The sequence below is a fragment of the Actinomyces sp. S4-C9 genome, from assembly GCF_000758775.1.
GTDB lineage: Bacteria > Actinomycetota > Actinomycetes > Actinomycetales > Actinomycetaceae > Gleimia > Gleimia europaea.
In genome coordinates this window covers 168,419-183,430 of record NZ_JRMU01000010.1, presented here as the reverse complement: position 1 = coordinate 183,430, position 15,012 = coordinate 168,419, and the positions used below count along the sequence as shown (strand labels likewise).

At 57.2% G+C, this 15,012-nt stretch carries 11 protein-coding genes; 1 reads left to right on the top strand and 10 read right to left on the bottom strand.

Annotation, left to right across the window (positions count from 1 at the left end; translation table 11 throughout):
* Nucleotides 1–49 precede the first annotated feature (49 nt).
* A complete protein-coding gene (gene gdhA, locus HMPREF1628_RS05265) occupies nt 50–1,384 on the bottom strand; it encodes an NADP-specific glutamate dehydrogenase (RefSeq protein WP_034509073.1) in 1,335 nt (444 codons plus the stop codon).
* Between the two features lie 291 nt (nt 1,385–1,675).
* Here gdhA and HMPREF1628_RS05260 point away from each other — a divergent pair, with 291 nt between their 5' ends.
* On the top strand, nt 1,676–2,158 hold the full coding sequence (locus tag HMPREF1628_RS05260) for a flavin reductase family protein (protein WP_052038895.1): 483 nt from the start codon (nt 1,676–1,678) through the stop codon (nt 2,156–2,158).
* A gap of 17 nt (nt 2,159–2,175) precedes the next feature.
* Here HMPREF1628_RS05260 and HMPREF1628_RS05255 read toward each other — a convergent pair whose 3' ends face one another.
* The 9 genes from HMPREF1628_RS05255 to HMPREF1628_RS05215 form a co-directional block, all read right to left on the bottom strand.
* Nucleotides 2,176–3,921 carry a helicase HerA-like domain-containing protein gene (locus tag HMPREF1628_RS05255; RefSeq protein WP_034508859.1) on the bottom strand — a complete coding sequence of 582 codons (1,746 nt, stop codon included), beginning with the start codon at nt 3,919–3,921 and terminating at the stop codon, nt 2,176–2,178.
* 237 nt (nt 3,922–4,158) lie between these two features.
* Nucleotides 4,159–6,612: a phosphoribosylformylglycinamidine synthase subunit PurL gene (gene purL / locus HMPREF1628_RS05250; protein WP_034509066.1), complete on the bottom strand. Its 2,454-nt coding sequence runs from the start codon at nt 6,610–6,612 to the stop codon at nt 4,159–4,161.
* 322 nt (nt 6,613–6,934) lie between these two features.
* Nucleotides 6,935–7,612, bottom strand: a complete 678-nt coding sequence (gene purQ / locus HMPREF1628_RS05245) for a phosphoribosylformylglycinamidine synthase subunit PurQ (protein ID WP_034508856.1) — start codon at nt 7,610–7,612, stop codon at nt 6,935–6,937.
* Nucleotides 7,609–7,866 carry a phosphoribosylformylglycinamidine synthase subunit PurS gene (locus HMPREF1628_RS05240; RefSeq protein ID WP_034508853.1) on the bottom strand — a complete coding sequence of 86 codons (258 nt, stop codon included), beginning with the start codon at nt 7,864–7,866 and terminating at the stop codon, nt 7,609–7,611. Before HMPREF1628_RS05240 ends, purQ begins: the two co-directional genes overlap by 4 nt.
* Nucleotides 7,867–8,072: 206 nt before the next feature.
* Complete coding sequence (locus HMPREF1628_RS05235) at nt 8,073–8,939, bottom strand: phosphoribosylaminoimidazolesuccinocarboxamide synthase (RefSeq protein ID WP_034508849.1); 867 nt, start codon at nt 8,937–8,939, stop codon at nt 8,073–8,075.
* On the bottom strand, nt 8,939–9,958 hold the full coding sequence (locus tag HMPREF1628_RS05230; RefSeq protein WP_232219390.1) for a hypothetical protein: 1,020 nt from the start codon (nt 9,956–9,958) through the stop codon (nt 8,939–8,941). The genes HMPREF1628_RS05235 and HMPREF1628_RS05230 overlap by 1 nt, the downstream gene beginning before the upstream one ends.
* 34 nt (nt 9,959–9,992) lie before the next feature.
* Nucleotides 9,993–11,282: a phosphoribosylamine--glycine ligase gene (gene purD / locus HMPREF1628_RS05225; protein ID WP_442853078.1), complete on the bottom strand. Its 1,290-nt coding sequence runs from the start codon at nt 11,280–11,282 to the stop codon at nt 9,993–9,995.
* 123 nt (nt 11,283–11,405) lie between these two features.
* Nucleotides 11,406–13,235 (bottom strand): phosphoenolpyruvate carboxykinase (GTP), encoded by a 1,830-nt coding sequence (locus HMPREF1628_RS05220; protein WP_034508842.1) that lies wholly within the window; start codon nt 13,233–13,235, stop codon nt 11,406–11,408.
* A gap of 276 nt (nt 13,236–13,511) precedes the next feature.
* Nucleotides 13,512–14,801 (bottom strand): adenylosuccinate synthase, encoded by a 1,290-nt coding sequence (locus tag HMPREF1628_RS05215; RefSeq protein ID WP_034508838.1) that lies wholly within the window; start codon nt 14,799–14,801, stop codon nt 13,512–13,514.
* Between the last annotated feature and the right edge of the window lie 211 nt (nt 14,802–15,012).

The following is a 15,012-nucleotide window of genomic DNA, read 5'->3' as shown; positions in this document are numbered from 1 at the left end:
GCGCGGCCAAAAGGCCACGCTTTTTAGCTTATCGAATCCGTCGAGCTACTTAGATTACGCCGTGCTGAAGCATTGCGTCCGCTACGCGCTCAAAACCGGTAATGTTCGCGCCCAGCACGTAGTCACCAGGCTGGCCATACTCTTCCGCGGTTGCAAGGCAGTCGTCATGGATCTTCTCCATGATCTTCGTAAGTTCATGCTCGGCTCGGTCAAAAGACCACTGCGCACGCGAAGCGTTCTGCTGCATTTCGAGGGCCGAAGTTGCTACGCCACCAGCGTTAGCGGCCTTGCCTGGAGCAAACAGAATGCGCGACTCCTGGAACAGCTCAATGGCCTCCGGGGTACACGGCATGTTCGCGCCTTCAGCAACAACCTTGCAGCCATTCTTGAGGAGGGTGCGTGCGTCCTCCTCCTTCAACTCGTTCTGAGTTGCACACGGTAGCGCAATGTCGCAGGCAACGTCCCACACGTAGCCTTCCTTATGGAACTCCGCGCCCTTCTTACGGCTCGCATAATCGGACACGCGGCCACGCTCAACTTCCTTCACCTGACGCAGCAGCTCTACATCAATGCCCTCAGAGTCGTAAACCCAACCGGATGAGTCTGAGATGGTGACGGGGATTGCGCCAAGCTGCTCCGCCTTCTCTACCGCGTAGGTAGCCACGTTACCGGAGCCGGACACAACCACGCGCTGGCCCGCCAGCCCCTCGCCCTTGGTTTGCAACATCGACTGCGCAAACAAGACTGCGCCGTAACCGGTTGCTTCTGTACGCACCAGCGAACCGCCCCAACCCAGGGCCTTACCCGTAAGTACGCCGGCTTCAAAACGGTTAGTCAGGCGCTTGTATTGGCCAAACAGATAACCGATCTCTCGCGCACCTACACCAATATCACCGGCCGGCACGTCGGTTTGCGCACCAATATGGCGGTACAGCTCCGTCATAAATGACTGGCAAAAACGCATGACCTCATTATCGGACTTGCCGTGCGGGTCGAAGTCAGAGCCGCCCTTGCCTCCACCGATTCCCTGACCGGTTAGAGCGTTCTTGAAGATCTGTTCAAAACCGAGGAACTTAATGATATTTCGGTTCACTGAATGATGGAAGCGTAGGCCGCCCTTGTAGGGGCCGAGCGCCGAGTTGAACTCAACGCGGTAGCCACGGTTCACCTGGACTTTGCCTTCGTCATCAATCCACGGAACTCGGAAAATAATCTGACGCTCCGGCTCAACCAGGCGCTCAAGGAGGGCGTAGTCCTGGTAGCGGCTGTGCTTCTTAATAGCGGGGGCGAGGGTTTCCAGCACTTCGTGTACTGCCTGGTGGAACTCGGGTTCTGCGGGATTTCGCTTTAGGACTTCCTCGTAGACCTCTTCGATTCTCTTCATTTTCGTCTCCCTCTTATCCTGCGCAGCCTTCCGCCACACACGAATGAATCTCCAAATAGGAAAAACTCAGTCATAAAACAGTAAACACCATCTAGACCTTCACGTAGAAACTTCTATGCTTCTCTTCTCATTTTCCGATAGTGGTATGCGTTACCTCCGCGCACAAATCTTCCCTTTCTGATCCGCCTCGCACGTATGAGCGCAATGTTCTGGCTCGTCGCACTTTCTCAAAGTGACCGCGATCCTATGCGAAGTCGTACATGATGTTTTAGGCTCGGTGCGGAGGTTGAAATGACTAGCAGTGTCGATACAAAGGTGGACATCAGGGCGTTGCGCGATGCGTTTGCCGCTTTTGCCTCGGGCGTCACGGTAGTTACGTACGAACACGAAGACCGTCCGCTTGGCCTTACGGTAAGCTCATTTACCTCTTTGTCGCTTGACCCAACGTTAGTACTGTTCAACATTCGCCGCGGATCAAAGGCTGCTCACGTTTTTAACAGCAAACCGTTTACGGTGAACGTGCTTAGCGAAAGCCAGCTACCCACCGCCATGCAGTTTGCAGGCGGATCAGATCAGGATATTGTTGCGGACTGGAACACGTCTGGTATCGCGCCGCGCCTAAACGATTCCCACGCCTACTTCACCGCCACGCCGTGGGCCACCTACGACGGCGGCGACCACATCATTGTGATTGGCGAGGTCACCGACTTCGACGTCGATCCGCACGCCAAGCCTCTTGTTTTTCACCAGTCACGCTTCAAAGAGATCCGCTGATCCAGGCCGCGGCTAAGTTAGCGCCTGCGCGTACCAAAAAGTGTACGGGTGATTTCCCTCGTTAGAGTGCGTCCGGCTGTTCGCATAAGGTCGTCTGCAAACCGCTCGCGCCTCGCCTGCGCCGCGCGCTCTGCACGCTCCGCTTCACGCCGCGCTTTCTCATATTCTCGCTCTCGCTCTTTCGCTTGGCGTTTCAGTTCTTTTTCCCGCTCTTTCGCCTGCCGGGCAAGCTCCTTTTCTAGCTCCTTAGCCTTAGCATCCAGCGCCTTCTTCTCTTCCGCCCTTCTCTGTTCTTCTTCGCGAGCTAGCGCTTCAGCTTCCAGACGTTGTTCGAGCAGTTCAAAAGCGGATTCGGGATCCACCGCATCCTTGTACTTGGCCAGATTTGGCGAGGCAGCCACGTGTTGCTGCACCACCGTCGCATCCGCCTCACCCATGTTCGCAGCCGGCGCGTACAGGCGCGTTGGAGCAACCGGAGTTGGTCGGCCCTTGCGGTCCAGCACGGTTACCACGGCCTCACCCGTACCCAGCGAAGTGAGAATCTGCCCCAGATCAAACGGGGAGGTAGGGAATGTAGAAACCGTCTCTTTTAGCTTCTTCGCATCCGTAGGAGTGAATGCGCGCAACGCGTGCTGCACGCGGGCCCCCAGCTGCGCCAGAACATCCTCGGGAACGTCCTTAGGAGTTTGAGTAACGAAGAAGATACCCACACCCTTTGACCGCACCAATCGAACGGTTTTCTGGGCCTCCGCTAAGAATGCCTTTGAAGCTCCGTTAAACAGCAGGTGGGCCTCGTCAAAGAAGAACACGAGCTTCGGTTTTTCCTGATCCCCTACCTCCGGCAAAGTCTGAAACAGGGAGGCCAGTAGCCACATCACAAATGTAGAGAACAATGCCGGCTGGTCGTGCACATTAGGTAGCTCCAACACAGAAATGACGCCTGCTCCACCCCTGGTTTCCAGCAGATCCGCGGTATCAAAAGCCGGCTCCCCAAAGAACACGTCACCGCCCTGAGCCTCCAGCGCAGCAACCTTGCGCAGGATTACCCCAGCGGTCGCAGCAGAAATACCACCAATCTCCTTTAGTTCGTCCTTGCCCTCCCCCGTCAAGTAACCCACAACGGAACGCAGGTCTTTCACATCAATAAGGGCCAAATGTTGCATGTCCGCCCAGTGGAAGATCAGCTGTAACGCGGACTCTTGCGTCTCATTCAAATCCAACACGCGCGCCAAAAGTAGCGGCCCAAAGTCCGACAAAGATGTGCGGATCGGTATCCCAACCCCACCCTCACCAAGCTTGTAAAGCTCTACGGGGAATGACTTTGCCTGCCACTCTTGGCCAAGGCCACCCGTGCGCTCAAGGAGTTTTTCCGAGGAGGCCCCCGGTTCAAGCAGGCCCGTAAGGTCGCCCTTGATGTCCATTACGAACGAGGGCACGCCCGCATCGGAAAGCCCCTCTGCCATCAGCTGCAGCGTTCGGGTTTTACCCGTACCCGTAGCTCCAGCAACGAGGCCGTGCCGATTCATCATCGCCAGCGGCAACCCCACCTCAGCGGCTGGCACTGGCTCACCATCATCTAGCGCAACACCGAGCGGTAGGGTTTCACCGTCAAACCGGTATCCGCTGGCAATCTGGCCGATAGCGGAATCATCCGAAACGGCGGCTGTCATCGCGGCTTCAAGCGCAGCTTGGGCGGCAGCGGCCTGCTCTGCTGCTGCCTCAGCAGCCTTCTTCAACGCTTCCAGATCTGGCATGTCACTCATGCGTTCATAGTAGCGCCCAGCATGGACAGAAAGCTCGTTACCCGCGTAACTCGTGCGCTACACGCGAAAACACTTATAAATAGCGAAAATTTTGCACTCGACGCCGCAGTCGTAAATACTGGAAGCTAGGTTCGGGCCGCCGCGAAGAAAAGTTGTCAGCTTAGTTCTGCGGAACCGGTCGACCTAAGGGGGCCTGCGGCAAAAGCCACAGACCCCCTCTCTTGTACGTTCAACCAGTTAGGCAAACAAGCCCGGAATCACCGCGCCCATCTGCTCGGCAAGTTCACGCACCCGGAACACGATCGGGCCGGATTGACCCACGCCATCCGGAATGGCTTCACCTGAAACCTCGGCGAGCACCTGCGCATCAAAACCGCCCGCATCGCCCAACTGGTCAAAGCCAGCGATGGTGAGCAGCGTACCGCCCGACAGGCCTATGCGCGTGCAGCTGACGCCCTCGGCTTCAGCCGCGGCGGTGAGGGCCGGAACTGCGCCCTCGGGAAGCGCAACAACCATGCGGCCCGTCGACTCGGAGAACAGCGCCACAAAGTCGCTGATCTTCTGCGACTTTACGTACGCCGACAGGTCGATGCTGGCGCCAATTCCGCGGCGCGTTGCCATCTCGATCAATGCTTGCGCTAGACCGCCTTCAGCCACGTCATGCGCGGCGTGAATAAGAGGCTGACCATCCGGACCGTCAGTGTTTACGAGGGCGTGGATTACACGACCAAGCGCCATCTCTGCGTCCAAATCCACCTTCGGAGGTAGACCGCCAAAGTGACCGTGCACGTCGCGTGCCCACGCCGAAGCGTCCAGCTCTTCCGCAGTATCGCCCAGCAGGTAGATTGCCATGCCCTGCTCGAACCAGCCGGACGGGCGGGCGCGCTTAACATCGTCAATTACACCCAGCATGACAACCATTGGCGTGGGGTTGATCGACGAGTCTGGCTGGCTCATCTGCGTGCCAGAAGAGTTGTACAAAGACACGTTACCGCCGGTTACCGGAATGCTCATCTGCTTGCATCCATCGGCCAGGCCGGTCATAGCCTGCACGAGCTGCCACATCGCATCCGGGTCCTCCGGGTTACCGAAGTTAAGGCCATCCGAGATTGCAATCGGGTTGGCTCCCACAGCCGCCACGTTGCGGTAAGCGGCCGCAAGTGCGAGCTTTGCCCCCTCGTACGGGTCGAGCTTCGTGAACCAACCATTAGAATCGATCGCCATTGCGATACCGCGATCCGTGCTTGCATCCACCCGCACAACACCCGCATCATCGGGAGCCGCCATCGCGGTGTTGCCCAGCGTGTAGTGGTCAAACTGGTCCGTCATCCACTTCTTCGAAGCGCCGTTAGCGGAAGTGATGATCGTCTTGATTTGCTCGGCGATTTCCTCACCCGAAGCCGGGCGGGCAAGATTTTCAGAAGTGTCCGCCTGTAGCGCATCCTGCCACTTGGGCCTCGCGTATGGACGGTCATAAACCGGGCTGTCGTGGGCAACCGTCTTGGGATCCACATCAACAATGCGGTGTCCAAAGTGGTCAATAATCAGGCGTCCCGTATCGGTTACCTCGCCAATTACCGAGCCTTCCACTCCCCACTTGGTTGCGATTCGCCAAAACTCATTCATGTTTTCCGGGGCAACGGTTGCCATCATGCGTTCTTGCGATTCAGACATGAGGATTTCACCGGCCGTCAGCGTGGGGTCACGTAGCAGCACGTTCTCAAGATGAATGTGCATGCCCGTGCCGCCATTTGAAGACAGTTCCGAGGTTGCACAGGAAACTCCCGCCGCACCAAGGTCCTGGATAGCTTCAATCACGCCCTCTTCGAACAGCTCCATCAAGCATTCGATGATCTGCTTTTCCATGTACGGATCGCCAACTTGCACCGTGGGGCGTGCGATCGACTCATCATCCTCGAATGATTCGGAGGCGAGGATCGACGCGCCGCCAATGCCATCTCCACCCGTGCGGGCACCGAAGAGGACCACCATGTTGCCCGGCGTCTTCGCATCGGCAAGGCGCACATGTTCATGGCGCACAGCTCCTGCACAAACCGCATTTACAAGCGGGTTGCCCTGGTAGGAGGAGTCAAACGTGGTCTCCCCACCAATGGCAGGAACACCCAGAACGTTGCCGTAGCCAGCCAGGCCGTCAACCGCGCCACAGACCACGCGAGCAGTGTCGGGGTGCCTAGGATCACCAACGTTCAGGCCGTCCATAACCGCAATCGGGCGAGCACCCATCGAAATAATGTCTCGAACGCAGCCGCCAATGCCCGTTGCCGCACCTTCGTACGGCTCAACGTAAGACGGGTGGTTGTGCGACTCAACCTTGAACGTGACAGCCCAACCGTCGCCAACATCCACAACACCGGCGTTCTGGCCAATACCGACCAGGAGGTTCTTACCCATCTCCTCGGTGGTCTTAGAACCGAACTGTTCTTTCAAATGCTTTTTTGAGGACTTGTAGGAGCAATGTTCGGACCACATAACCGAATACATGGAAAGCTCCGCAATCGTGGGGCGGCGTCCGAGTAGCTCAACGATCTTCTTGTACTCATCTTCTTTAAGACCAAGCGAGTGCCACGGCATTTCCTCGTTGGGAGTCGCTTTCGCGTTCTCAACCGTGTCGGGCACCCCACTTGGGCGGGGGTTTTCAAAAATGACGTTAGAGATGGTCTGCGCGCCCATATTCTCTTCCTTGTTCACCATTGCCATTCCGTCTTGCCTATTACACATGTGTACAAACAAAACACGCCTCGTGATATCAGCCACTGTTTAACGTAATTGTTGTTATTTCCCGGCGAATTTTCTGCGAGGTCAAATACGTTCGCCGCAATGATCCACAGGTTATCCACCAAGTTGTCCACAGCTGTGTATCGAATTTTCAAGGTTTCCACGAACCTGTGGATAACCCGGGTTTGGAGCTGTTAAGAAAACGAGTTTTTCACAGCCTTACAGAAGCGAAATCTTCTCGACTTGAATCCCTCGCGTGTAACTCTTTGAGATTGGGCTACTTAGCGATAATCGAGGTAAAAATACGCAACCCGTCCGTGCCAGCCGCCGGCCCGGATGCAGTTTCTGGGCCAAAACCGGCCGCAACCGCGTTCTCCGGGCTTGCGATTACACCAACCACGTTCCCAGCCTCGTTCCGAATACCCGCAATATTAGCGGCAGAACCAGTGGGGTTTTGGGCAAAACGGAGCACAACCAAGTTCTTCTCTTCCAGCTCCTCGAGAGTCTCGTCAGAAGCAACGTAAAGAGCCGTCGCTGTGCGTAGCGGAAGCGTGATTTCCTCGCCCTGTTCATACTTGGATGTCCAAGCAGAATCTGCGTTTACCTTGAACGACTCATCGCGGCAAATGTAACGGCCGTCCTCATTCCTCACAAAACCGCCCGGCAAAATGCCTGCCTCGCAAAGAATCTGGAACCCATTTCCGATGCCGAGGACGGGTAGGCCCTGCTTGGCGGCCGCCGCAATGGCGGTCATGATGGGTGATAGCGCGGCGAGGCCACCGGGGCGAACGTAATCTCCATACGTCGCGCCGCCCGGCACAATCACGGCGTCCACGCCGTGCAGGTCACTATCCTCATGCCAAAGAGCTACCGGCTGCCCGCCCGCAAGTTCAACGGCACGAGTTGTAGCCGCCGAGTCGAGCGTGCCCGGGAAAGTTACAACACCAACCTTCACCGCTCGTCCTCCAACGCCTCAACGCTCACGACGTCCTCAATATTCGGATTAGACAAAACAGAAGTTGCAACTTCACGTGCAACTTCCAGATCAGCTTCGGTAACAGGGCCTTCAGTTTCAAGGTAGAACGTCTTCCCCTGACGAACAGATTTAAAGGCCGTGACATCGACGCGCGCAAGCGCGGCAATCACGGCCTTACCCTGACGATCCAGAATCTCGAATTTTGGCAGAATTTCGACTTTGATGCGTCCCATCACTTCTTCCTTCCCAACGTAAGTCGAAGCGGTTGACTTACAAATTAATGCTACAAGCGCCGCCCTTGAAAAACAGGGGGCGAGCGGTATTTGGACGCTATTTTGAAGCGGCCAGGTTTTACGGCAAAATCTTGTAATTAGAATAAAAAGTGGCTCCGCTACCCACCGGGCTTGCGGAGCCACTTATTTACTCTCTTATGCGCGCTCTACGCGGTGAACTTTTTACCGGTGAGCAGTTCAAATGCTTCAATGTAACGCTCACTCGTGCGCTCCACGACCTCACTCGGCAACGCCGGAGGCTGCGCGCCGCTCGCGCGGTCCCACCCCGAAGCGTCGGAAGTCAGCCAATCACGCACGTACTGTTTATCAAACGATGGAGTCACCCGGCCCTCCACCCACTGGCCTGCCGGCCAAAATCGAGAAGAATCCGGGGTGAGGACCTCGTCTGCAAGCACCAGAGAACCATCCTCTCGCGCACCAAACTCAAACTTCGTATCAGCCAAAATGATGCCGCGCTCCGCCGCAATCTCGGCCGCACGCGAGTAAATCATCAGCGTAGCGTCCCGTAGCGCTGCCGCCACGTCCTCGCCAACCATTTCCACAACCCGCTCAAACGGGACATTCTCGTCATGCTCACCAAGTTCCGCCTTAGCTGCCGGCGTGAAGATTGGCGAAGGCAGTTTGGAGGCCTCGGTAAGCCCCTCGGGAAGTGCAATCCCTGTGACTTCGCCGGTTTCGCGATATTCAGCGAGGCCCGAGCCGGTCAGATATCCGCGCGCAACGCACTCCACCGGGAACATGGTGAGCCGCTCACAGAGCATGCCGCGGCCAGCAACCTCTGCCGGCACGTCCATCGAAATCACGTGGTTATCAAAGCCCAACTGCTCAAACCACCATACGGAAAGCTGCGTTAAGATCTTGCCCTTGTCCGGGATCGGTGTGGACAGCACGTAGTCATAAGCACTAATGCGGTCAGAAGCCACAACGAGAAGCTGATTCTCATCGACCTCACTTACGTAAAGGTCGCGAACCTTGCCCGACGAAACGTGTTTGAACCCCGCGATGTTTTGCACTACTGCTCCTTGTTCGTAGAAACCATCCGAATATACGCGTCATCTGCAACAAGCGACCACAGCGCCGTTGAGGCTGGAGCCCCATCAATTAGGCCCACAGGGATTCCACATTCGAGCACCTGGCCGGGCTTTGCGGCCTCCCAAACATGAGTTAGAGCGATCATGCTAGCTTCAACCTCGCCCGGAAGGTCATTAACCGCCCGCGTCACGTTGCCCATGTCGGATCGCGCATCTACAACCACCCACACAGCTGCAAACTCGGTCGAAGAAATGATGCGAGCCGCGTTGCGCTGATGCGATTCCACAGACGAATTAACCACCGAGAGAATAACTACCGCGTCCGGGTTTTCCTCCCGAATCTGCGCAAATTCTTCAGCCGAACGAGCGCGCGGTCCTGATCCGGGATTCACCGTTCGCGCACCCGCCAGAACAATCTCATAAGGGGCTCGCATGCGCGCACCCAGGCGGCTTGCCACGTCCAGGGCATCCTCGGGCCGACCATTTTGGCCAATCACCACCACTGCCTGGCCCGGTTTCACACTGAAACGCGGCAGTTCGCCCACCGGCAAGCCCTTTGTGAACCCTAGTTCGGAAAGCCCTAGCTTGCCAAGGCTTGCGCCCAAAAGCTGCGAACGCTCCCCCTCATCCACGCTCGCTTCTCGCGAATACTGAGTACCAATCCGACCACTGATACGGCCAGGAGATTCGAATTCCGAGGCCGCATCGGCAAACGGCAAGGGAGTTTCAGGGCTGGCAAGGCGAGCCACTGCCCGGCGGTGGTCAAGCTCAGCCGAACGCAGGCCACCGCGCAAGCGCCGCTCCATAGCCTCAACCTCAGAGTTTGGAAGCGCCTGGACTTCCCCAAACACCTCGGAATCCGCGCTTGCTGCCGCCGCGTAGAGTCGGCGCCGCGTCTCTAGCAACAACCTATCTAAACTGCGCGAAGCGTTATCTGCATTTTCGCCCTGCTCACCAGAGCCATTCCATGTCATGTAGGCGCTCCCCTTCCCTGAACTCATTTAGCCTACCGCCTGTACGCTTTGGCACCTAAGTTCAACCGGGAATACGGATCTGCTCGGCGCGAGCAGCAATGTCGGTGCGATGGTGCGAACCGCGGATCGAGATCCTAGCTACGCCCTCGTACGCGCGTTCGCGAGCTTGCGCTAGCGTTTTGCCCGTAGCGCTGACCATAAGCACGCGGCCACCACTCGTTACAAGGCCGTCCTCGACCTCACTCACGCCCGCAATGTATACGCAAGTATTCGGATCCGATTCAGCCTCGTCTATTCCTTCCACGAGGTCACCAAGCACCGGTGTTGCCGGATAGTTTTCGGCGCTCACAACCACGCCTACCCCGGCGGCCTCACTCCATCGCAGTGGTTCGAAGTCAGTCAAAGTGCCGGTAGCTGCGACAAACAATAGGTCCGCTAGATCCGTTTCAAGTAGGGAGAGCATCACCTGCGTTTCAGGGTCACCAAAGCGCGCGTTGAACTCGATAACCCGCGTGCCGCGGCTCGTCACCACCAGGCCGCAGTACAACAAACCCACAAACGGCGTGCCTCTGCGAGCCATCTCATCAACCACCGGCTGCGCTACCTTTGCGACAACCTCATCAGAAAATCCTTCCGGTAGCCACGGAAGCGGGCAATAGGCACCCATTCCACCCGTGTTTGGCCCTTCATCATTGTCGAGAGCACGTTTGAAATCCTGCGCGGGCAAAAGTGGCACCACCGTCTTGCCGTCAGTCACGCAAAATAGAGATACCTCGGGGCCGTCCATGAACTCTTCTACCAGCAGCGCTCCGCCGGGGGCTTCCATGCAACCTCGCGCGTGTGCTAGAGCGGCATCAATATCGGGAGTAACAATAACTCCCTTGCCGGCTGCCAGCCCGTCGTTCTTCACCACGTACGGAGGCTCGAAGCGAGACAGCGCGGCTTCGACCTCGCTCATTGTCTTGCACGCTACCGATGTAGCGGTATCAACACCTGCGTTTTCCATCACGTCTTTGGCAAATGCTTTTGACCCTTCCAGCATCGCTGCCGCCTGCGAAGGTCCAAAAACAGGCAGCCCTGCCGCTCGCACCGCGTCTGCCACACCCGCAACGAGGGGCGCTTCTGGACCAATCACCACAAGGTCAATGCCGTTGCTGGTTGCCCACTTCGTCACCTTATCCGGATCATTCGGATTTATAGACACGTTGGTACCAACGTGCTTGGTGCCGGGATTTCCGGGAGCAATAAACAAGGTGTTGTTATGTGCGAGTCCAAGTGCCAGCGCGTGCTCGCGCCCTCCGGATCCAAGCAGCAAGATGTTCATGGTTTCGCCCTCATTGTTGCGGTGCAATACTCTTCCATTCTGCCAATTTTTAAAACTGAAATGGGTAGGCGCCCAAAAGACGGCCCCGATTGCACGCAAAAGTGAACGGGGGTCTGCGCAAAGCGCAGACCCCCGTTTAACTAAGTTGGATTACTTAGCAGCTTCGATACGAGCGTGGAACTTCTTGAGCTCCTCAACGACCGGTGCAGGAACCTTGTCGCCGAACTGCTCGAAGTACTTCTCCGTGTCCGCAAGCTCAGCTTCCCAAGCTACCGGATCGGTCTCGAACAGCTGTGCCCAAACGTTCTCGTCGATGTCGAGGCCCTCGAGGTTGAAGTCCTCGAACTTCGGGTAGTAGCCGGTGAGGCCCTCAATCGCCTCGACCTCGCCCGCACGACGGCGAACGATCCAGTCGAGAACGCGAGCGTTGTCACCGAAGCCCGGCCACATGAAGTTGCCGTCCTTGTCCTTACGGAACCAGTTGACCTGGTATACCTTCGGGAACTTGTCGCCAAGCTCCTTCTGCATCTCAATCCAGTGGCCCCAGTAGTCAGCCATGTTGTAGCCACAGAACGGGAGCATTGCGAACGGATCGTGACGCAGCGAGCCAACAGCACCCTCAGCCGCAGCGGTCTGCTCGGAAGCAACCGTTGCACCGATGAACACGCCGTGCTCCGGCGAGAACTGCTCGGCAACCAACGGAACGTTGGTAGCGCGGCGGCCACCGAAGAGGACTGCGTCTACCGGAACACCCTCAGGAGCTTCCCAGTCGGGGCAGATGATCGGGCACTGCGAAGCAGGCGTTGCGAAACGCGAGTTCGGGTGAGCAGCCTTTTCGCCGCTCTCCGGCGTCCAGTCATTGCCGTGCCAGTCGATCAGGTGTGCCGGAACGTCACCGTCGATGCCCTCCCACCAGACGTCGCCGTCATCGGTGAGTGCAACGTTCGTGAAGATCGTGTTCGCGCGCATGGTGTCCATAGCCATCGGGTTCGTCTTGTAAGACGTGCCCGGTGCAACACCGAAGAAGCCTGCCTCCGGGTTGATGGCGCGGAGCGTGCCATCCGGACCGGGGCGCATCCACGCGATGTCGTCGCCAACGGTCTCGACCTTGTAGCCGTCAATGGTCGGCTGAAGCATAGCGAGGTTGGTCTTACCACAAGCCGACGGGAATGCCGCGGTGATGTGGTACTGCTTGCCGGTCTCTTCGCGGGTGAGGCGCAGGATGAGCATGTGCTCAGCCATCCAGCCGTCACGGCGTGCCATGGTCGAAGCAATACGCAGGGCGTAGCACTTCTTACCGAGCAGTGCGTTACCGCCGTAACCCGAGCCGAAGGACCAAATCTCGTTGGTCTCCGGGAAGTGGGTGATGTACTTCTCGTCGTTGCACGGCCAGGAGTCACCCTTCTCGCCGTCCTCTAGCGGCACACCAACGGAGTGAACAGCCGGAACCCAAGGCTTGCCTTCAGCAATGAGGTCCATAGCAGCCTTGCCCATGCGAGTCATGATGCGCATGCTGACAACAACGTACGGGGAGTCCGTAAGCTCAATACCCAGCTGGGAGATCGGGCCACCGATCGGGCCCATCGAGAACGGAACTACGTAAAGAGTGCGGCCCTTCATAGCACCGGTGAATACGTGCTTCAGGGTCTCCTTCATCTCCTTCGGATCAGCCCAGTTGTTGGTCGGGCCTGCATCCTCTTCCTTCTCGGAGCAAATGAAGGTACGGGACTCAACGCGAGCCACGTCAGACGGCTTGGAGCGAGCAAGGAAAGAGTTCGGGCGCTTCTCCTCGTTCAGCTTCGTGAACATTCCGGACTCAACCATCTCGGAAGTGAGACGATCCCACTCTTCCTCGGATCCGTCACAGAAATAAACTGACTTCGGGGTGGTGAGCTCAGCGATCTCAGCAACCCACTTGATAACTTCTTCGGGAACATTAGCCGGGGCAACCGACTTGATATCCTCAATCGTTACGGTCATACCTAAGCCTCCTGGGCGTTGTATTTCCTGGGTGCCGTATGCACCCAAAGGTATCGACTAGACCCCATTTAGGGATCTTGGCCACTGCCTCCAATTATGGCTTATTTAACAAGATTTTGCACGTTCTGGACGAGCCAAATATGTCCGAAATAGCCATATACAAACGCATATTTGTGCAATATGGCGGTTTTTGCCGATCTGCAAATGCCGGTAAGACGATTTACGCCGGCCCAAGCGGACCGGCGTAAAAGCAAAGGCAGTTTTACCTTATTGGTTTCACTCCGCGGCGAGGTCGTGGCGAACAATCGCCGCATCACGGCTCGGACCCACCCCGATCACCGACACACGCACGCGAGAAAGCTCCTCAAGCCGCTCGATGTAACGCTGCGCATTGGCCGGCAGCTCTTCAAACGTGCGCGCACCACTGATGTCTTCACTCCAGCCGGGCATGTACTCGTAGATGGGCTTCGCGTGGTGGAAGTCGGACTGATTCATAGGCATCTCATCCATGCGTTTGCCATCCACCTCATACGCAACACAGATAGGAATCTGCTCATATCCGGTGAGGACATCCAGCTTAGTCACAACCAGATCCGTCAAACCGTTCACGCGGGTTGCGTAGCGGCCCACCACGGCATCAAACCATCCGGTACGGCGAGGCCGTCCCGTGGTCACACCAAACTCACCACCGCGTTCACGCAGCTCGTCACCCTCGTCACCGAAAAGCTCCGTGGGGAACGGGCCTTCGCCAACGCGCGTCGTGTAAGCCTTCGTAACGCCAACCACCGAAGTGATACGCGTGGGGCCCACGCCAGCGCCCGTGCAGGCGCCGCCCGCAGTCGCGTTCGAGGATGTCACAAACGGGTAGGTGCCGTGGTCGATGTCCAGCATCGTTGCCTGACCCGCCTCAAACAGCACAGTCTTGCCCTCATCCAGCGCATCATTAACCAGCAGAGAGGCGTCTACAACCATCGGACGAACGCGATCAGCGTAAGACAGCAGCTCTGCCACCACCTCGTCAACATCAACAGGACGCTTGTTGAAAACCTTCACCAGCAGGTGATTCTTGTTCGCCAGCGCCCCCTCGACCTTCTGGCGCAGAATCGACTCGTCAAACAAATCCTGTACGCGCAGGCCGATGCGGTTCATCTTATCCGCATAGGTGGGACCAATGCCGCGGCCCGTAGTGCCAATCTGCCGTTTGCCCAGGAACTTCTCAGTAGTGCGATCCATCAGGCGGTTATACGAGGGAATGATGTGCGCGTTCGAGGAAATGCGCAGACGAGAGGTGTCTCGGCCGCGACTAGCCAGCTCATCCATCTCTTGGAACAAGACCTCAAGGTCCACCACCACGCCGTTGCCAATGATCGGCGTTACGCCCTCGGTGAGGATGCCCGCGGGAAGGAGGTGAAGTGCATACTTCTCTCCATCAACCACTACAGTGTGGCCCGCATTGTTTCCACCGTTGAACTTAACAACCAGGTCAACCCCAGAGCCTAGCTGGTCGGTTGCTTTGCCTTTGCCCTCGTCGCCCCACTGCGTTCCGACGACTATTACCGCTGGCATTTTTACCCTCCATGCGAGGTCCTATCCCTCGCGCAACTCGTTTTTTCAAGGCTTTTGCCTTGAGCAGAATGGAGCTTCTACCTCCCAGAGTCTACGTGAAGTGTGGCAAAGACGATACTTTGCTCACAGTTCGTCCCACATTTGAGGACGGAGCCTCATGTGCACCCAACCCGCCTCGTCCTCACACGCAACTCAGCACAAAAATGGTGGG